The sequence below is a fragment of the Nocardiopsis sp. NPDC006832 genome (assembly GCF_040635885.1).
In the GTDB taxonomy this organism is placed as follows: domain Bacteria; phylum Actinomycetota; class Actinomycetes; order Streptosporangiales; family Streptosporangiaceae; genus Nocardiopsis.
This window is the reverse complement of the sequence record NZ_JBEYLC010000029.1, coordinates 1-19,794: the sequence shown is the minus strand read 5'-3', so window position 1 is coordinate 19,794 and position 19,794 is coordinate 1. Positions and strand designations below refer to the sequence as shown.

The following is a 19,794-nucleotide window of genomic DNA, read 5'->3' as shown; positions in this document are numbered from 1 at the left end:
CCCTCACCGGGCGGGACATACCCAGAGAATAAACTGAAACTCGTTCTACCGCAAGACCCGAACCAGATTCGGAACATGCTGACATCCCAGTGAAATACGGGCGTCAGCTTTTCTGGAACAGGATCTATTCCAAGCTCACACCTGGTACTGGACGGCGGCGCGCTCGGCGAGCAGCGGGCGGATCACCGCGAGCGCGGCCTGGTGGTCGGGGTGGTCCCGGTAGGCGACGAATCCCGCCTCGTCGGCGACGTCGGCCACCACGGCGAAGTCGAAGGTGTCGGAACCGATTCCCAGGTCCGGGCCGAAGGTGTACGCGTCGAGCGCGGAGATCACGTCGGGCAGGATCCCCAGCGCCTCCTCCACCCGTGCGACCTGCTCGGGGGTGGTGCCGTCCTGCCAGCGGAACAGAGCGATGTGTCGAAGTGCCATGCCGCCGAACCTATCGGGAGCCGCGATCCGGCGCGGGGGTGGCCAGGCCCAGGGGCGGGGGACAGCCCCTGGGACCGACCTTGGTCGGCAGGCGTGATGACCGTCCCCCCATCGAAACGAGGACTCTCCCACCGGTCACCTGCGGGGCGTGCCGTGCAACTTCGACGTTAACGAAGCATCGGCGACACGAACACCCCTGTTGGATAACCGGAACGTCTCGATTGACCGAAAGATGATGCCGGCGACACCGCGCCGACCTGCGACGACGGAACGTCACCGCGGTATGCGTCCACCCCGAAGAGACGGGGGGACCGCACCTCACGAACTCCCGGAATATGGTCGGCACACAAAACCCCCCGCCGGAAACCGCAAGACAATACCCTCCGCAACGATCAGTGAAACAGTTGCAGAGGGTTGCAATTCCAACGGGGGGCGAACAAAGAAGAGGGCGACGAGAAGTCGACCCGCGAGTCAACTAATCCTGGTCGCCAGTAGATACGCGCTCGGAGAATCGGCGTCGACTATTTCGCCGACCCGCCAGACCTGACCCCCGACGCTGAACACGTCACCCACCCGGACATCGATCATGGGAGTGGGACGCCACTCCTTCGGCCCACCGATCTTGGCCACAGGGCGGCCCTCGTCGTCGATCCAGAAACTCCCGCCACCAACGGGACCCCCGGCGAAGCGGTCGTTTCGACCGTAACTGATCTTCTCTTGCGCACCGATCTCGTGAGCCACCGTGGATGCAATCCCAACCGTCTCGGGTTCTATTGAAAACGCTTCCATATTAACCCTCTCCCGGTCATTACACAGGGGGCAGAGGGAGCGTCCCAGCGTTTTGAGAAGAATAGCCGACAAAGGTAATGAGCGGGCCGGGACCTTGGTCCTGACCCGCGCATGGGATCTGCGGAGGGTGACGGCTAGTCGTCGGATCCCCGGTTGCCCTTGAGGCGACCCACCAGGGTCTCCAGGGCGGAGCTGAACGGATGGTCGTGCACCATGTACGTCCACGTCATCGAGGGACGCTTCACCCCGACCCCGCTCACGTCCAGCTCACCGTCGACGACCTCCAACTCGGCGAAGCTCTCGGCGGCGCGGGCGCGGGCCTCGTCCAGGAAACCCTTGAAGACCGGGACGGCCTCACGGTTGAACTCGTCCAGAGGGTCGCGACGACCCAGGTAGCGCAGGTGGATGCCCTCCCGCAGCTCCGACAGGAACGCGTTGTGGTCGGTCCAGCCACGGTCCAGGTGGTAGAGGGTGATCATCCGGGAGGCGTCGCCGACGCGCTCGGCGTCCAACTCCTCCACGAGTTCCTCGTGTCGTTCCTTCTGGTCCTTGGCGATGTGCCGGTCGCCCTGGTCCCCGGTCAGGACCAGTTCGCGGTGCTCCAAGACCACCTCGCGCTGCACGTCGATGAGCTTGTTGTAGCGCCAGGTGTTGCGGTGCACCTCCAACAACTGGCCCTCGGAGACCCGCTGGGCGTGGTCGACCATGTCCAACCACGCCTCGTCGGTGATCTCGCCCTCGGAGGTGGTCTTGTAGCCGGTGCTCTCGGAGGCGTTGTTGACGATCAGGTCGTCGTCCATGCTCACGAAGAAGATGGAGTCACCCGGGTCGCCCTGTCGGCCCGCACGGCCGCGAAGCTGGCCGTCCAGACGGCTACTGGGGTAGCGGCCGAAGCCCATCACGAACAGGCCGCCGGTCTCCACCACCCGTTCACGGTCGGACATGTCGCTGCCGCCGAGTCGGATGTCGGTACCGCGGCCGGCCATCTGGGTGGAGACGGTGACGGCCCCGTAGGTGCCGGCCTCGGCGATGATGGACGCCTCGTCCGCGTCGTTCTTGGCGTTGAGGACCACGCACTCCAGCCCGGCCTCGCGCAGCCGGCCGGCGAGCAGTTCGGACTCGGCGACGTCCTGGGTGCCGATGAGGATGGGGCGGCCGCCCTTGTGGACCTCCTCCACCTTCTCGATGAGGGCGTCCTCCTTCTCCTCGCGCGTGGCGTACAGGCGCGTGCCCTGGTCCTCGCGGACGTTGGGCTTGTTGGAGGGGATGACCGCCACTTCGAGCTCGTAGAACTCGCGCAGCTGCTCGGCCACGGACATCGCCGTACCGGTCATGCCGGCGAGCGTGGGGTAGCGCATGACCAGGGCCTGGACGGTGATGGAGTCCAGGACCTCTCCGGTCTCGCTGATCGCCACCTTCTCCTTGGCCTCGACCGCGGCCTGCAGGCCGTCGGGCCAGCGCTGGAGCAGCGCGATGCGACCACGGGACTCGTTGATGATGCGCACCTCGCCGTCGCGCACGACGTAGTGGACGTCGCGTTGCAACAGCACGTGCGCGTGCAGGGCCAGGTTGACCTGCGGCAGGAGTGAGGAGTCGTCCTCGGAGTAGAGCTCGACTCCGTCCAGGGCCTTCTCGACCGCGTCGATACCGGCGTCGGTGAGCTGGACGTTGCGTCCCTCACCGTCGATCTCGTAGTGCGTGCGCGGCTTGAGGTCGCGCACCACGTCGGCCATCTCGATGTCGGCGGGCACGGCCTCCGCGGCGCCGGCCAGGACCAGCGGCACGCGGGCCTCGTCGACGAGCACGGAGTCGGCCTCGTCGATGATGGCGACGTGGGGTTCGGGGACCACCCGGTCCTCGACGTCGGTGACCATGCGGTCGCGCAGGACGTCGAAACCGAGTTCGCTGACGGCCGCGTAGGTGACGTCGCAGCCGTAGGCGGCCTTGCGCTCCTCGGTCTCGGAGTCCTCGTTGATCCAGCCGACGGTGACGCCGAGCATGCCGTAGAGGGGCTGCATCCACTCGGCGTCGCGTCGAGCGAGGTAGTCGTTCACACTGAGCAGGTGGACACGCTTGCCGCGCAGGGCGAACCCGGCGGCGGCGAGGGCTCCGGCGAGGGTCTTGCCCTCACCGGTGGCCATCTCGGCCACGTGACCGTCGAGCAGCGCCATGACGCCCAGGAGCTGGACGTCGAAGGGTCGTTCGTCGAGGGTACGGCGTGCGGCCTCTCGGCCCACGGCGCACAGGTTGACCAGATCGGCCGTGGAGTAGGGCAGCTCGGCGTAACCGAGCTCGATAGCCTTCTCCTTCAGCTCGTCGTCACTGAGTTCACGCAGACCCTCCTCTTCGGCCTCGATCGCCGGCAGGAGCTTGGTATAGGGCCGCAGGTCCACCGCACCGGGCTTGCCCAGTAGGCGGCGGACGCTTTCCGCCATTCGTCCGAACACCACGCCAGGGTAACGCCGGACACAACCCATTGGTTCCCCCTGGGTGATCGCATGTGCACAACAATGCCGCGAAACCACCCAAAGGGAACTCGTTCGGACAGCGACGGGACCGTGCACCCGTCGGGTCTCGTGTCTAGTTGACCAGCTGGCTCTGGCTCGATCGACCGCCCCCAGAGCGCTGTCGGGCCTCCAGGGCCATGGCGTGCTTGACGAGGGTGAGCAGGACCTTGACCACCGACTTGCGGTCGCGGGCGTCACAGCGGACGACGGGCACGTCGGGGGCCAGGTCCAGGGCGTCGCGCAGTTCGTCCGCGGTGTAGCCCGCCTCGGGGTCGAACTCGTTGACGGCCACGACGAACGGGAGCCGGTACTGACGTTCGAAGTAGTCGAGGGCCTGGAAGGTGTCCTCCAGGCGTCGGGTGTCGGCGAGGATCACCGAGCCGAGGGCGCCTCGGACCAGGTCGTCCCACATGAACCAGAAGCGTTGCTGGCCGGGCGTACCGAACAGGAACAGGGTGAGGTCGGTTTCGAGCGAGATGCGACCGAAGTCCATGGCGACCGTGGTGCTGGTCTTGTCCGGGGTGTGCGAGAGGTCGTCCACGCCGACGCTCGCCGACGTGACGGCCGCCTCGGTGCGGACCGGGGGGATCTCAGAGACAGCCCCGACGAACGTGGTCTTACCGACTCCGAAGCCCCCGGCGATGATGATCTTGGTGGACAGTTCGGTGGGTGCGTGGACGTTGTTCGTACTGTTAGCTGAGTGGATCACAGTTTGTCCTAGCGAGAGTGCCGGGTCTGGACGGACGATTGGCTCACTCGACCCGGTCTGGAGGGGCGCGGATCCGCTCGGGTCCGAACCTCCACGGGAGGATCCGCACCTGGAACCTAACACCGGAAGGACACTGGATTCCGAGGTTTGGGCAGAGTGGTCGGGCCGGTCGGAACGACGTCGAGGTGAGGGGGGTTCCGGTCGGAACGTGACCGTGGACACCCTGGCGCCGGATGTCCGACTCGTAGCCCGGAGTCCGAGTTCGGGCACGGACAGTAGCCAGGAAAGCACATTCCCGTACCCCGGTCGTGGCACTTTACGACATTGTGAGCGGCCATTTTCGGCCGCTTTCGGCCGCGTGGATCCCTGTCCGGCGCCGCTCCCTGCATCTACGGTGGAAAGCAGGGCACCCAGTTGAGTGAGGTCGCCGTCGACTCCTGGCACGAGCACGCGACCCACGGGGCCCCGGCGGCGCCTTGGGGCGCACGACCGCCACCGACGTCTCGCTCTTCGATGTCGAACCGGCCGTACCACCCCGTTCGGGCGTTCCCGAGCCCCACCGGCCCACAACCGTCCACGTGGGCCGGTGGTGGCCCACCCCCGCCCGCTGTCGCCGCTCACGATGCTCAGGCCTCGCCCGGTGCGTAGGATGGACCGCACGCCCCTACCCCGAACAGCGCGCACCCGTGTGCCCGCGTGTTCCCGGCGGGGACGGTGAATCCACAGGCAGAGAACACTCCCAAGGGAGCCGAGAACCCCACATGTCCGATCAGCGCGTCGTCCGCCCCACTCCCATCAGCGGTTTCCCCGAGTGGACCCCTCAGGTCCGGGCCGTGGAGCAGCGTTGGCTGGACCATATCCGCGCCGGGTTCGAGTCCTTCGGCTTCGCGTCCGTGGAGACACCCTCGGTGGAGAACCTGGACGTGCTGATGGCCAAGGGCGAGACCTCCCAGGAGGTCTACACCCTGCACCGTCTCCAGGCCGACGCCAAGGACGACTCCGACGCCAGGCTCGGGCTGCACTTCGACCTGACGGTGCCCTTCGCCCGTTACGTCGCCCAGCACTTCAACGAGCTGACCTTCCCGTTCAAGCGCTACCAGATGCAGCGCGTCTGGCGTGGTGAGCGCCCGCAGGAGGGCCGGTACCGCGAGTTCACCCAGTGCGACATCGACGTCATCAACGTGGACTCGGTACCGCTGCACTTCGACGCCGAACTCCCCCGCATCGCGCACCGGGTGCTCAGCGGACTGGACATCCCCGCCTGGACCCTGAACGTCAACAACCGCAAGGTGCTGCAGGGCCTCTACGAGGGTCTGGGCATCAAGGACCCGATCGCGGTCATCCGCGCCGTGGACAAGCTCCACAAGATCGGGGACGAGGGCGTGCGGGAGATCCTGACCTCCGAGGGCCTGACCACGGAGCAGATCGACCCCTGCCTGGCGCTGGCCCGGATCAAGGGCGACGGCGCGACCGTCGTCACGGCCGTCCGCGAGCTGGGGGTCGTCTCCGAACTGCTGGACGAGGGTCTGGAGGAGTTGGCGTTCGTCATGAACGACCTGGCCGACCTGCCCGAGGGCGACGTGGTGGCGGACCTGTCCATCGCCCGTGGCCTGGACTACTACACCGGCACCGTCTACGAGGCCTCCTTCGACGACGACCCGGGGTACGGCAGCATCTGCGCGGGTGGACGCTACGAGGACCTCGCCGGCCAGTTCATCCGGCGGAAGCTGCCCGGGGTGGGCATCTCCATCGGTCTGACCCGCATCTTCGCCAAGCTCGTCGCGGAAGGACTCATCGAGGGCGGCCGGGTGTGTCCCACCGACGTGATGGTGGTCGTGCCCAACGCCGAGCGACGCGCCGAGGCGCTGCGCACCGGCGAACTGCTGCGCGCACGCGGGTTCAACACCGAGGTGTTCCACTCCACCGCCAAGGTCGGCAAGCAGATCCAGTACGCGTCCAAGAAGGGCGTCCCCTTCGTCTGGTTCCCGCCCTTCGAGGAGGGCGGCGACCACGAGGTCAAGGACATGGAGCGCGGCGAGCAGGCAACCGCCGACCCCACGGACTGGGACCCGAGGGGTTGATCCTCGCTTTCGGGCCCGGGGGAACGTCTCTTCCCCCGGGCCGTCCCGGCCTCGATTCGCGAGGTTCACGGTGGGCCCCTAGCAAATCACGGCCCGGCATGGGCGGTTTCCGCCCCCTTCTGCCGGAACCGGCCATTCACGAGACAGCCGCGGACACCCGGTGCCAGACTGGGACCGGCCGCTTCGTGGGCGTCATGGACACGGGGCGGTCGACATCGGTGTCCTAGTAAACGAGGCCATGTCTCCTCCCCGCCACAACCTGCCCCTGTCCGCCGGCGAGTTCATCCGGTTCGTCGGACGTGAACGCGACATCGTCGACCTGGGTCGCCTGCTCGGGACCGCCAGGATGATCACGCTGACCGGCACCGGTGGAATCGGCAAGACCAGACTCGCCCTCCACCTGGCCGAACGCGTGCTGCGTCAATTCCCCGACGGGGTGCGCTTCATCGACCTGAGCGAGGCCTCCACCCACGAGGAGGCGCTGCGCACCGTCGCCGCCGGGTTGCAGGCCGCCCAGGGCGACTCCACCGCCCTGATGGACGGCATCATCACGGCGCTGCGCACCCAGCACCTGCTACTGCTCCTGGACACCTGTGAGCACGCGGTGGGTCCGATGGCCGAGCTGTGCGAGGCCGTACTTCGCGACTGTCCGCGGGTGCGCATCCTGGCCACCAGCCGTCAGCCGCTCCACGTACCCGAGGAGAGCGTCTGGCGGGTGCCGCCGCTCTCCCTGCCCTCGCGGCCGACCCCCACCGACCCCTACGCCGCGATGCCGGTGCCGATTCCGCGACGGGACGCCCAGCGCTACGAGTCGGTGCGGCTCTTCCTGACCCGCGCGCACGCCGCCCGCGCCGGCTTCGAGATGACACGGGAGAACTCCGGCTACATCGCGGAGATCTGCCGCATGCTCGACGGCCTTCCGCTGGCCATCGAACTGGCCGCCGCCCGGGTCCGGGTCCTGTCGGTCCAACAGATCCTGCGCAGGCTCGACGACCGTTTCCAGTTGCTGACCAGCGACGGCACGGAGAACCTGCCGGCCCGCCAACGCACCCTGCGCGCTGTGTTGGAGTGGAGCCACGGCATGCTCTCCGACGCCGAGCGCGCGCTCCTGCACCGACTGTCCGTGTTCTCCACCTGGTACCTGGAGATGGCCGAGGAGGTGTGCTCCGGCGAAGGGGTCGAGCCCACCGACATCCTGCCGTTGCACTTCTCCCTGCTGGACAAGTCGCTGATCGTGGTGGACGCCGAGATCAACGGCACCGCGCACTACCGGCTCACCGAGACCGTGCGCGCCTACGCCGTCGAACGGTTGGAGGAGGAGGCGGACGTCGACGAACGCTGGTCACGTTTCCTCTCCTTCGCCGTCCAGCGGTTGGAGGACGCGGCCGAACGCGGCTGCTCGCCCAACGACTGGCCCGAGCGGTTGGGCCGGTTGCGCGAACACGACCACAACCGGGAGAACCACACCCGGGTGGTGGCCTGGGCGCTGTCCACGGGGCGGGTGGACGAGGCCCTGCGCGTGTGCGTGGCGCTGCGTTCGTACTGGCTGATGCGGGACCTGTCCGCCGAGGGAGGTCGTCTCCTGGAACTCGCCCTGGCCGTGTCCCCCGACGACCAGTCGCCCCCGCTCCGGGCCCGTGCCCTGGCCCTGCACGCCGAACTGCTTTTGGAGGTCGACCCCGCCACGCGGGTGTCCAACCTGGCCATGTGCGCCTTGGAGTCGGCACGGGCCTGCCGGGAGCCCCGCGCCGCCGCCTCCGCCCTGACGACCCTGGCCACCCTCTCCCTGCGCACCGGTTCGGTGGAGGAGGCCGAACGTCAGGCGGGCAAGGCCATGGGATGGGCCATGATCGCCGGGGACCCGATCACCGAGGCCGACGCGCGCGAAGTCTTGGCCCGCGCGGCCCGGCACCGCGGCGCTCCGAAGGAGGCGGTCGCCCACATGGAGGTGAGCCTGTCCACGGCGCGCACCCTGGGCGACCGATGGATCGAGGCCCGATCCCTGCATGGTCTGGGGTCGATCGCGGCGGAGGCCGGAGAGCACGAGGCCGCTCGCGAGATGCTCTCGGAGGCGCTGGACGTCTTCGGTGAACTGCCCTCCGATCCGGCGGTGGCGCGGTGCGCCGCCGACCTGGGCCGGTTGCACCTGGCCTGGCGCGACCCCCTGTCGGCACGCGCTCCCCTGGCCCGCTGCCTGCAGGTGAGCTTCACCTCGGGTCGCAGGATCTCGGTTGCCCGGGCGTTGGAGGCCCTGGCGGAGCTGGCTCTGGCCGAGGAGGAGGCCACCCGGGCCGCCGCGTTGGCCGGTGTCGCCACCGACCTTCGCAAATCCCTGGAACAACCGTCGGCCGAGACCGTCCGGCTACGCTCGGCGGTGGAGCGTAGGGTGGGCGCGGCCCAGGCCGCCCAGGCGTGGAACGCGTGGCGCTCGCTGCCGTTGGAGCAGGTACGTGACCGCGCCCTGGCCTTTCCCAGACCTCAGGGAGCCCGCGCCGGTGGCCCCGACTCGCTCACCCCTCGTGAGCGGGAGATCGCCATACTGGCCGAGAAGGGTTTGTCCAATCGTGAGATCGCCGAGGAGTTGATCATCAGTCAGGCCACAGCCGCGCGTCATATCGCGAACATCTTCAGAAAACTCTCGATTTCGTCCCGGACGCAGTTGACCGGCTGGACCTCTCCCCGAGAACCTGGCTGAACGTCCCCCGTACGCGCGACGACACTTGCACAGTGCGCGTGCACCCGCTAAACCAGGAAGTCCGCCCTCGACCACCCCGAACCCCTGTGACCCCTGCCTCGCGGCGGTGAACACACCCCCGACCAGCCCCTAATTGTGAAGGCCATGGCACCTTTGACCGCGCCCGCGCGGCACAACCTCCCCCGGCCGGGCACCAGCTTCGTGGGCCGGGAGCCGGATCTGAGCGATCTGCTCCGTCTGCTCGGCTCCAGCCGGTCGGTGACCATTCGTGGCGCCGATGGGATCGGCAAGACGCGACTGGCCCTCCACGTGGCCGAACAGTCCACCGTGTCCTTTCCGGACGGGGTGTGGTTCGCCGATCTCACCGACGTGTGCACCCGCTTGGAGGTGTACGCGCGGATCGCCGAGGCCGTCGGCGTGGTCGAGGAGGCCGGGCAACCCCTGGCCACCACCGTGACCGAGGCACTGCGCGACCGTCGGCTGCTGCTGGTCCTGGACTCGTGTGAGCACGTTGCCGAGGAGGTCACCGAGATCGGCGACGCCCTGTTGGCGTCCTGCCCCTCGGTGTCGTTGATGCTCACCAGCGAGCAGGCGGTGCGGCTGTCCGGCGGCACGGTGTGGATGGTCCCGCCGATGTCCCAGCCGGTGGTGGCGCGCAACGCCCCGCCGCCCGACCCCTCGGGCACCGAACCGGTGCGGTTGTTCCTCGACCGCGCGCGTACTCGTGACCCCCGCTTCGAGGCCTCCCCCGAGGAACTGGACGCGATCTCGGCCCTGTGCGACCTGGCCGGCGGCATGCCGCTCGGTATCGAACTGCTCGGCGCGGAGGCCCCGGAGTCCGGTGTGCGGCCCCTGCTCCAGGGGTTGCGCGACCACCTGGCCTCCCCCGAGCTGCGGCCCGGCCCGGGGCAGGCGGTCTCGCGCAGCCAGGTACTGCCCGTGGTGCTGGACTACGTGTACCGGAACCTGCCCGAACCCGAGCGGGTGCTGTTGCGCCGGCTGTCGGTGTTCCGGGGGTGGGACCTGGAACTGGCCGAACAGGTGTGCTCCGACGAGGGTCTACCCGAGTCCTCCATCCTGGACCTGCTCACCTCCCTGCTGAACCGTTCCCTGGCCACGGTGACCGGCGAGTTCGAGGGACGTGTGCGTTACCGGCTGCCCGAGGCCGTGCGCAGGTTCGCCGAGGATCGTCTGGTCGCCGAGGGCGAGGACCTCCTCTTCCAGGACCGCCTCCTGGACCGGATGCTCGTGCTGGTGGAGGACCTCAGCGGCAAGCTGGAGTCATCTCGTTCGATGCCCTGGTCCGAGCGAGACGCCGGACGGCGTCGGGTGCTCGCCGAGTACGACACGCTCCGCTCGCTGCTGCGCAGGTCCCACCACAGGGCCGCGGCCGAATCGGGGCTTCGACTGTGTGTGAGCCTCTCCGCGCACTGGGTGAGTCACCACAACTATTCCGAGGGTGCCCACTGGATGGACCGGCTGCTCGACCTGGAGGAGGCCGCCAAGGCTCCCTCCAGGGCCCGGGCCCTGGTCGGCCGCGCCCAGTTGGCACGTGTCCGACGCGACCACGACCTGGCCCGCAGCGCGGGCGAAGAGGGGTTGCGGCTGTGCCGGGATGCCGGGGACGACCTCTTCGTGCGCACCGCCTTCAACCTGTTGGCCCTGGTGGAGGTGCGCGACCGCTGCGTCGAACGCGCCTCGATGCTGGTGGAGGAGGCGCTGCGGCTGTGCCGTGACGCCGGGGACATGTGGGGTGAGGCGATCGCCCTGAGCACCCGAGCGGCCCTGGTGGCCCAGCAGGGGGACCACCCCACCGCCGACCACCACTACAACGCGGCGTTGACCCTGCTCCGCGGGATCGACCACCGTTGGGGCGTGGGTGTGGTCCTCATCGGTCAGGCCCGCGCCGCGGAGATCGGTGGGGACCTGATGACCGCCGACCGTTGCTATCGGGAGGCCCTGGACACCCAGCGGATGATCGGGACGACGGCCGAGGAGGCTCGTTGCCTGGCCGGCATCGGTCGGGTGGCCCACGCCCAGGGCTCACCCGGGCAGGCCTACGACTACCTGAGCGAGGGGCTGCTGCTCAGTCACCAGAGCGGACAGCGCGCCGAGGCCGCCCGGATCCTGACGTCGATCGCCCGGGCCGCCTTCGAGGACGACCTGCGCGAACCCGCCTGCCGGTTGGCCGGAGCGGCCGTCGCCCTGCGCGAACGGGTCGGACTTCCCACCCAAGGCGCCCCGTGGCCGTTCGTGGACGTGGAACCGGTCCGCCGGCGCCGCCGCCATCTGGTGGCCTGGTGGGAGCGGGGGTACCGCATGGGGCAGGCCGAGGCGGTCCAGGAGGCCGAGTGGGTGGTGGCCGAGGCGCGCCGCCCCCCGGAGAAGCGCTCCCGGGCCTCCTCCCCGGTCGGGGAGGGAGGGAAGGCACCGGAGAAGAAGCGGGCCCGCTCGTCGGAACGCCACGGAACGGGGCGTCGACGCGCCCCCGCCGCGACGTACTCCCCCGACGCCACCAGGCCACAGGACGGTCTGACCAAGCGTGAGTTGGAGATCGCCCTCCTGGTCAGCACCGGTCTGAGCAACCCGGAGATCGCGCGGGACCTGTTCATCAGCCCGTCGACGGCCGCCCGACACGTCGCCAACATCAACCGCAAGATGGGTTTCCACTCGCGCGCACAGATCACCGCGTGGGTGGAGCACCACAGGGCCGGTTGAGGGCCCGGGAGACACCCCCCGGGTCGCGTGCGTCCCTGTTCGGGGGCTGTGTAGAAATACCATGCCCCGAATCTACATATGCACATGCATGGCAAGATGCATGTGCATTTGGCTGTGAACAAGCTAGGCTTCAAGCCATGGGACATCAGGCTCGCGACGCCATGGATCCGAGCCCGATCACGTCCCGGAAATGGCCGTCGGGGGGCCTGGTCGAGCACCGGTCGCCCGTCGCGCCTTCGGTCCCGAGGTGGCCCTCGGGACCGGTGGGCACCCGTGTCGGTGCGAGTGGGGAACCGGGGAGGGACCCGCTCGCGACGAGTAGCCGACACGGCGCCTTTCGGTCTCGTCACGTGGAGGGGGCGTGACGAGACCGGAAGGCGAACCCACCACCGCTTCGGTCGACTGGGGGAACGTATGGGGGTAGGGCTGTCTTCTGGAACCGGACGACCAGGTAGGCATCTGCCGCGTCGGGACGATCCGATCGGCTCGCTCACCGGCGGCCTGCGCGAGCGGCTTCGGCTGCGTCCCGGGCTCGGCGGATCGATCAGGGGTAGATCCGGTCGCACCGACGGACTCACCTTCGCGGCCACGGTCGAACAGGCGGCGGCCGGGCTGAGCCGGCGCGGCCTGTGTCTGGGTGACGTGGTGGGCGTTCTCGCGCCCGTCTCACCCAACCGGTTCCTGGCCTCCTACACGGTGATGGCGGTCGGCGGCCGTGCCCTGACCGTCCTGCCCGAGTCCGACGCCGACACCCAGTGCGCGGCGCTCGCCGAGACCGACGCCCGACTGTTGTTGGTCAGCGAGGACCTCGCCGCGCGCGGCCTGGAACTGGCCGAACGATCGCGGGTCCGCCAGATCATCACCTTCGGTTCGGCTCCGGGCACCACGCCCTTCGACGAACTGCTCCTGCCCAGCCCCGACGGCAACGGTTACAGCCCCGCTCGCGGGCTCTTCGACAACGGGCTGCTGGGATACGAGAGCACCGGCGACGGCATCCTGACCACGCTGCACACCCACCACGACCTGTTAGCGAGGTTCGCGGAGCTGCGTCAGACCCTGAACCTGACGCCCGACGACGTCGTGGCGGTGGATCGACGAGGGGACGAGGCCACCCGGCTGGCGTTGGTGGCGCTCGCACTGTGGACGGGCGCGTGCGTGGTCGCCGGAGAGGGATGCCCGCCCCCGGAAGGGCGTGGGACAACGGTGGAGTGCGCACCCGACCCGATCCGGGTCGGCACCCCGCCCGGAGCCGACTGAACCGCTCAGGACCCGCTGGAGGCCGCCTCGTCGTCGATCTCGAACCAGGCGACGTGGGTGGCCTCGCTGCAGTACTCACCGCTGCGCGTCGCGCAGTTCTCCACGATGAACTTCCCGCGGCCGAAGTCGCCGCCGTCCTCGCGGCTGTGCTCGTCCGCGGAGCCCTCGGGTTCGCGTTCTCCCTGGTCGGCGACGGCCACCCGCAGGCGTCCCTCGTCCGAGCGGATGAACAGTGTCATGACCCCGCCGCTCTGACCGGAGCGGGAGTGCAGCAGGGCGTTGGTGGCCAGTTCGCTGACGGAGAGTTCGGCGTCGTCCAAGGCCCCCTCGGAGTGACCGGTCCGGGAAAGGAACTCGCGCACTCGGGCACGGATGGAACGCACCGCGGTCAGGTTCCCCGCGCAGCTCCACACGGTGTGGTCGGTGACCCCACCGGTCATATCCGCCACGTCGATCGCCGGCGCGGCCGACGTCGCGGCGTCCGGGGCCCGCGGGGGCACGTAGTCCCGGAGTTGCCTCGCCTCAGCCATCCGGTCACTCCAATCACCCGCGTCGGGCGCGCGGGTCGCGCCGCCTGCACTCACCTTAGACAAGGGTGCACCGGGTACAGAACAGCACACCCACGTTCGTGGCGCCGGCGATTGGCCACAAAACCCCTTCCCGTGTCCTCCCCAATATGGACAAAGGAAACAGCTCGGGACCCCAGCGGCGCCCATGTGAGGTGCAACACGTTGGCAATACCCTGCCGAAACCGGCATCGGGGGCGATCCGCGACCACCTGCCGCGGGCCCACCTCCACCAAGATATCGGTCACCGTGCGTCACCGGGCATCCGGTAAAGCGAGAAAAGTCTCGCCTAAACACCACGGTTTCGCGTCCCGGTGACAACGATGGGGACACAACACCGAGCGTGGAAACGCCCCGCCGGCACTCACGGGTCACACGAAAGCGCACATGTCACACCACCACGGTTTCGCACGGAACGGCCCGCTCCACGTGGGGTTTCCGCCGGTCCAGAGACCTCCCTCTCCGTCACTCGCTGGAAACCGATGGTTCACACCCGCCCCGGTTTCTACCCCGCTTGACGCCCTATGCAGGGACAACAAGGATCTTTGGGACCGACTCTTCCACGTCACCCGGGGACACGCCCCCACTCTCCGAGTGCCGGTGCCCTGTCGGTCGAACCCCGTCCGTATCCCCAACCGAGGTGTCACGTGCCGACCCTGCCCGAAGACTCCACCCCCGTTCAGCGCCTCACCAGTCGCCGCAGCCTCCTCAAGGTCTCCGCCGCCGGCGCAGCCGTCGCCCCGGTACTCGCCGCGTGCGGCGGTGGTGACTCCGATTCCGGCGGTGGGGCCGAAGGGGACCCCCAGCGGGGTGGCCGACTGCGGGTCGGGGTGGCCGGCGGTGGCTCCGGTGACACCCTCGACGCGCACGACCCCACCGACAACGTCGACATCGCGCGCAACTACGCGCTCTACGCGGCGTTGATGCGCTTCGCCAACGACGGCACCATCGAGCCGTACCTGGCCGAGTCGCTGGAGGCCAACGAGGACGGGACCGAATGGACCCTGGTCCTCAAGGAAGGACTGACCTTCCACGACGACTCCCCCGTCGACGCCGAGGCGGTCGTCTACTCGCTGCGGCGCATCCTCGACCCTGAGAACCCCATGCGCGGCGCGGGCGACATGCCCGGAGTCGACCCCGAGAAGCTGGAGATCGTCGACGACCTGACCGTCCTCATCCCCGTCGACGAACCGCTGGTGACCCTGCCCGAGGCACTCGCCGAGTACTACAACTGCGTCGTCCCGGTCGACTACGACCCGGAGAACCCGATCGGCGCCGGACCGTTCAAGTACTCCGAGTTCGTCGTGGGCGAGTACAGCCTCTTCGAACGCCATGAGGGCTTCCACGTCGAGGGACAGCCGTACGTGGACGAACTGGAGATCATCGACTTCCCCGACGACGACGCCCGCGTCAACGCGCTCAACAGCGGCAGCGTCGAGATCATCAGCCAGGTGCCGCACGCCCAGGTCACCATCATCGAGGCCGACCCGAACCTGGAACTCATGGAGTCCGAGACCGGCATGTGGCTGCCGTTCACGATGAACATCGAGGAGAAGCCGTTCGACGACGTACGCGTCCGTCAGGCCTTCCGGCTCATCGTGGACCGCCAGGAGATGATCGACCAGGCCCTCGCCGGCTACGGTCAGGTCGGCAACGACATGTACGCGCGGATGGACCCCTCCTACCCCGAGGACTTCCCGCAGCGTGAGCAGGACATCGACGAGGCCAAGCGGCTGCTGGACGACGCCGGGTACGAGGACGGCCTGGACGTCGAGCTGGTCACCTCCGACATCAGCGCCGGTGTGGTCGCCGCCGCCGAGGTCTTCCAGGAGCAGGCCCGTGAGGCCGGGGTGAACGTGAGCCTGCGCCGGGTCAACCCCAGCGACTACTGGAACCCCGAGGAGGGTTTCCCCTACCCCCTGGGCCAGGACTTCTGGAGCGCCCGCAACTACATCACCCAGACCGCGCAGGGCTCCGTCGTGGGCGCCCCCTACAACGAGACCATGTGGGGCGAGCACGAGGAGTGGCTCGACCACCTGACGCAGGCGCGCCAGACCGCCGACGACGACGAGCGCAACGAGCTCATCCGCAAGGCGCAGGAGATCGAGTACGAGGAGGGCGGCTACATCGTGTGGGGCTTCGTGAACCTGATCGACGCCCACTCCAACCGGGTGCACGGGCTGGAGCCCGCCGTCTCCGGCCACCCCTTGGGCTCGTACGCCTTCCACACCATGTGGATGGAGCAGGACTAAGCGGTGTTCTGGCGCCCCCGTGGTTCACGGAGCAGACCCCTGGCGCCACCGGACCTCCCCGGATTTCCGTAGTCCCGCTATCGAAAGCTCACCATGACTCGACTCATCGTCGTACGCCTCTTCTTCGGCGCGCTGACGCTCTGGGCGGTGTCCCTCGTGGTCTTCGCGGCCACGCAGGCGCTACCGGGCGACGCGGCCCAACTCATCCTGGGCCGCGACGCCACCCCGGAGCGTTTGGCGGCACTGCGCGACCAGCTCGACCTGCACGAGCCGGTGGCCGTCCAGTACGCGCAGTGGCTGCAGGGGATCGTCCAAGGCGACCTCGGCACCTCCTTCTCCAATCGGCAACCCGTCTCCGAGTACCTGGCCTCCCCCGTCCAGAACTCGATGACCCTCATGGGTCTGTCCGCGCTGGTCGCCACCCCCATCGCGCTGTTCGTCGGCGCGTTCAGCGCGCTGCGCCGGGACCGCGGCTTCGACCACTCCGCCTCCATGGGCACCCTGGTCCTGGCCTCCGTCCCGGAGTTCGTGGTCGGCATCCTGTTGATCCTGCTCCTGGGCCCGGGCGGTCTCGATCTGTTCCCGTCGGTCTACGCCCGTGAGGGTGGACCGGAACAGTGGGTGCTGCCGGTGCTCACGCTCTCCCTGGCCGTCGCCCCACCGATCGTCCGCATGATGCGGGCGACGATGATCGAGGTCCTGGAGAGCGAGTACGTGCAACAGGCACGCCTCAAGGGCGTGTCCGAACGCGTTGTGTTGTGGCGGCACGCCGCGCCCAACGCGATCGGCCCCGTGGCCCAGGTGGTCGCCCTGCAGTTGGCCTGGTTGGCCGGCGGTGTGGTGGCCATCGAGTTCCTGTTCAACTTCCCCGGCGTCGGCAAGGTCCTCATGGACGCCATCGAAGACCGTGACGTGCCGTTGATCCAGGCCGTGGTCCTGCTCATCGCGGGGATCTACATCCTGGTCAACCTGATCGCCGACGTGGTCGGGCTGGCGGCCAACCCGAAGGTGAGGGTCGCGAACCGATGAGTGGACCTTCGATGAGCACCACCCCCAAGACGCCGGTCCGGCGTCCGGGGCTGTTCCGGACCGCGTGGCGGTTCGGGCGTACCAGGATCGGTGTGGCCCTGACCGGCCTCGTCGTACTGGTCGCCGTGGTGGGCCCCTTCGTGGCCCCCTACACACCCACCGAGTTCGTGGCCAAGCCGTTCGAATCGGGTGTGGACGATGTGCTGTTCGGCGGTGACAACCGAGGCCGCGACGTGCTCACCCGGTTCCTGTGGGGCGGATGGACGCTGTTGCTGCTGGCCGGCTCCGCCGCCGGTATCGGCGTGGCCGCGGGCACCGTGATCGGCATCATCGCCGGTTACCGCCGAGGCTGGGTGGACGACGTCCTCATGCGGGTCAACGACGTCCTACTGGCGTTCCCACAGCTCATCGCGGCGCTGCTGGTGATGTCGATCATCGGCCCGAAGGTGTGGCTGATCGTCACCGTGATCGCGGTGTCGCACATGCCACGCGTGGCCCGGGTGATCCGTGAGGCCACCCGCAAGGTGATCGAACAGGACTACGTGAAGGCCGCCGAGGCGATCGGGCTGCCTCGTTGGCGGATCATGGCGGTGGAGATCCTGCCGAACGTGACCAGCCCGCTGTTGGTCGAACTGGGCCTGCGCCTGACCTACTCGATCGGGGTGGTGGCCGTGCTGGGCTTCCTCGGCATGGGTATGCAGCCGCCCACCGCCGATTGGGGCCTGATGATCAACGAGAACCGACAGGGGATGGCCGTGCAGCCGTGGGCGGTGGCCCTCCCCGTGACGGCGATCGCGATCCTGACGGTGGGCGCCAACCTCATCACCGACGGGCTGTCCCGCGCGGCGATCGGTATCGATCGGGGGGTCGAGAAGTGACCGAGCATCCGGAACCGACGGGGGCCGACGAGCCCACCGGCGACGAGACCGTGTTGAGGGTCGACGGCCTGACGGTGATCGGTCGTCCCTCGGACGTCGAGATCATCAGCGACGTGTCCGTGACCGTGAACCGAGGAGAGATCCTCGGCCTGGTCGGCGAGTCCGGCTCCGGCAAGACCACACTGGGGCTCTCGCTGCTGCGCCACCTCAAGCGGGCCACGGAGATCACCGACGGTCGGGTGTGGGTCGGCGAACGCGAACTCGCGTCACTGAACGAGCGGCAGGTACGGGAGCTGCGCGGCCGCGCGGTGGCCTACATCCCGCAGTCGCCCGCGTCGGCGCTCAATCCGGCGTTGCGTCTGGGCACCCAGCTGACCGAGGCCGTGCACGACACGGACGCGACGCCAGGGCAGGTCGCGGAGCGGGTGAGCGAGGTCCTACGCGAGGTGGCGCTGCCCGACGACCCCGCGTTCCTACGCCGATACCCGCACCAGTTGTCCGGTGGCCAGCAGCAGCGGGTCGCGATCGCGATGGCGTTCGTGGGACGCCCCGACCTGATCGTGCTGGACGAGCCGACCACCGGTCTGGACGTGACCACCCAGGCGCACGTGTTGGGGACCATCCGGTCGATGACCCGCGAGTACGGGACCGCGGGTGTGTACATCAGCCACGACATGGCGGTCGTCGCGGACCTGGCCGACGACATCGCGGTCATGTACCGCGGTGAGTTGGTCGAGCACGGGCGCGCCGACGAGGTGCTGTCCAACCCCCGGCACGAGTACACACGGCGGCTGCTGATGGCGGTGCCGCTGCTGCGCACCTCCGGGCACGAGGACCCTCCGGAGCGGGACGAGGAGCCGCTGCTGCGGATCTCCGGGCTGTCCGCCGGGTACGGGCGCACGCGGGTGTTGGAGGGGATCGATCTGTCGGTCTCCCCCGGCGAGTGCGTGGCCCTGCTGGGCGAGTCGGGATCGGGCAAGACGACCCTGTCGCGTTCGGTGGTGGGATTGCACCACCAGTTCTCCGGCGAGATGTCCTTCGACGGGCAGGCCCTGGCCACGAACGGCTATCGGCGCACCGCCGAGCAGCGTCGCCGGATCCAGTACGTGTTCCAGAACCCGTACGAGGCGCTGAACCCGCGCAAGCGGGTGCGCGACCAGATCCTGGGCCCCTACCGGCACCTGGTGGGTCGTCCCGCCGACGCGGATTCGGTGGTGGCCCAGGCCTTGGAACGGGCGGCGCTGCCCGCCTCCTACGGGGAGCGGTTCCCCGAGCAGCTCAGTGGTGGTGAGCGTCAGCGGGTGTGCATCGCCCGCGCGGTGGCGACCCGGCCGGACCTGCTGGTGTGCGACGAGATCACGTCGGCCCTGGACGTGTCGGTGCAGGCGGAGATCGTGAAGCTCCTGCGGTCGTTGCAGGACGACGGGATGGCGCTGCTGTTCGTCACGCACAACATCGCGCTGGTGTCCAACATCGCCGACCGGGTCGCGATCCTCAACGGAGGGAAGATCGTGGAGTACGGGCCGGTGGGACAGGTGATGTCGACCCCCGAACACGAGTACACGCGGGCGTTGATCGCCGACACCCCCGACTTCGAACTGTCGTTCCCGGGCGCTCCGGAGCGCCTGGGCATGGAATCCGAGGGCCGGGTCACCGACGGCTGAACGCAACGGTGAGGGGCCGGGGACACGTGACGTGTCCTCGGCCCCTCACCGTTCATTCGCCGCCGTCGGCGTGCGCGGCGGCCACGAACCAGCTCGTCAGCGTGCTCGGGTGGGTGATGGCCGTGCCCACGACCACGGCGAAGGCGCCGCGACGCAAGGCCTCGGTGACCTGTTCGGGCCGGTGGACGCGCCCCTCGGCCAGTACCGGGACGTCCAGGGC

14 protein-coding genes are annotated in these 19,794 nt (G+C 68.8%); 8 read left to right on the top strand and 6 right to left on the bottom strand.

The window, feature by feature from the left end:
• Positions 1 to 135: 135 nt before the first annotated feature.
• From ABZ717_RS15385 to ABZ717_RS15370, 4 genes are all read right to left on the bottom strand, one after another.
• Positions 136 to 429 (bottom strand): Dabb family protein, encoded by a 294-nt coding sequence (locus ABZ717_RS15385; RefSeq protein ID WP_358510135.1) that lies wholly within the window; start codon positions 427 to 429, stop codon positions 136 to 138.
• A 471-nt stretch (positions 430 to 900) separates the two neighbouring features.
• Positions 901 to 1,170: a DUF6406 domain-containing protein gene (locus ABZ717_RS15380; RefSeq protein ID WP_067606468.1), complete on the bottom strand. Its 270-nt coding sequence runs from the start codon at positions 1,168 to 1,170 to the stop codon at positions 901 to 903.
• A 182-nt stretch (positions 1,171 to 1,352) separates the two neighbouring features.
• On the bottom strand, positions 1,353 to 3,653 hold the full coding sequence (gene secA2 / locus ABZ717_RS15375; RefSeq protein WP_358510132.1) for an accessory Sec system translocase SecA2: 2,301 nt from the start codon (positions 3,651 to 3,653) through the stop codon (positions 1,353 to 1,355).
• Positions 3,654 to 3,798: 145 nt separating this feature from the next.
• Positions 3,799 to 4,434, bottom strand: a complete 636-nt coding sequence (locus tag ABZ717_RS15370; protein WP_358510129.1) for an ATP/GTP-binding protein — start codon at positions 4,432 to 4,434, stop codon at positions 3,799 to 3,801.
• A gap of 761 nt (positions 4,435 to 5,195) precedes the next feature.
• On the opposite strand from ABZ717_RS15370, the gene hisS reads away from it, so the two are divergent.
• From hisS to ABZ717_RS15350, 4 genes are all read left to right on the top strand, one after another.
• On the top strand, positions 5,196 to 6,515 hold the full coding sequence (gene hisS / locus ABZ717_RS15365; RefSeq protein WP_358510126.1) for a histidine--tRNA ligase: 1,320 nt from the start codon (positions 5,196 to 5,198) through the stop codon (positions 6,513 to 6,515).
• A gap of 238 nt (positions 6,516 to 6,753) precedes the next feature.
• Positions 6,754 to 9,210, top strand: coding sequence for a tetratricopeptide repeat protein (locus ABZ717_RS15360; protein ID WP_358510124.1), 2,457 nt, complete (start codon positions 6,754 to 6,756; stop codon positions 9,208 to 9,210).
• Between the two features lie 153 nt (positions 9,211 to 9,363).
• Positions 9,364 to 11,928: a LuxR C-terminal-related transcriptional regulator gene (locus tag ABZ717_RS15355; RefSeq protein WP_358510259.1), complete on the top strand. Its 2,565-nt coding sequence runs from the start codon at positions 9,364 to 9,366 to the stop codon at positions 11,926 to 11,928.
• 414 nt (positions 11,929 to 12,342) lie between these two features.
• Positions 12,343 to 13,185 (top strand): AMP-binding protein, encoded by an 843-nt coding sequence (locus ABZ717_RS15350; RefSeq protein ID WP_358510121.1) that lies wholly within the window; start codon positions 12,343 to 12,345, stop codon positions 13,183 to 13,185.
• A 5-nt stretch (positions 13,186 to 13,190) separates the two neighbouring features.
• Here the strand turns inward: ABZ717_RS15350 and ABZ717_RS15345 are convergent, their stop codons facing one another.
• Complete coding sequence (locus ABZ717_RS15345; RefSeq protein ID WP_358510118.1) at positions 13,191 to 13,715, bottom strand: ATP-binding protein; 525 nt, start codon at positions 13,713 to 13,715, stop codon at positions 13,191 to 13,193.
• Between the two features lie 683 nt (positions 13,716 to 14,398).
• Between ABZ717_RS15345 and ABZ717_RS15340 the strand changes: the two genes are divergently transcribed.
• The 4 genes from ABZ717_RS15340 (at position 14,399) to ABZ717_RS15325 (ending at position 19,574) form a co-directional block, all read left to right on the top strand.
• On the top strand, positions 14,399 to 16,003 hold the full coding sequence (locus ABZ717_RS15340; RefSeq protein ID WP_358510115.1) for an ABC transporter substrate-binding protein: 1,605 nt from the start codon (positions 14,399 to 14,401) through the stop codon (positions 16,001 to 16,003).
• 93 nt (positions 16,004 to 16,096) lie between these two features.
• On the top strand, positions 16,097 to 17,032 hold the full coding sequence (locus ABZ717_RS15335) for an ABC transporter permease (RefSeq protein WP_358510112.1): 936 nt from the start codon (positions 16,097 to 16,099) through the stop codon (positions 17,030 to 17,032).
• A gap of 11 nt (positions 17,033 to 17,043) precedes the next feature.
• On the top strand, positions 17,044 to 17,910 hold the full coding sequence (locus ABZ717_RS15330) for an ABC transporter permease (protein WP_358510109.1): 867 nt from the start codon (positions 17,044 to 17,046) through the stop codon (positions 17,908 to 17,910).
• Positions 17,907 to 19,574 (top strand): ABC transporter ATP-binding protein, encoded by a 1,668-nt coding sequence (locus ABZ717_RS15325; protein WP_358510106.1) that lies wholly within the window; start codon positions 17,907 to 17,909, stop codon positions 19,572 to 19,574. Before ABZ717_RS15330 ends, ABZ717_RS15325 begins: the two co-directional genes overlap by 4 nt.
• A gap of 52 nt (positions 19,575 to 19,626) precedes the next feature.
• Here ABZ717_RS15325 and ABZ717_RS15320 read toward each other — a convergent pair whose 3' ends face one another.
• Positions 19,627 to 19,776, bottom strand: coding sequence for a hypothetical protein (locus ABZ717_RS15320; protein ID WP_358510256.1), 150 nt, complete (start codon positions 19,774 to 19,776; stop codon positions 19,627 to 19,629).
• Positions 19,777 to 19,794: the final 18 nt, after the last annotated feature.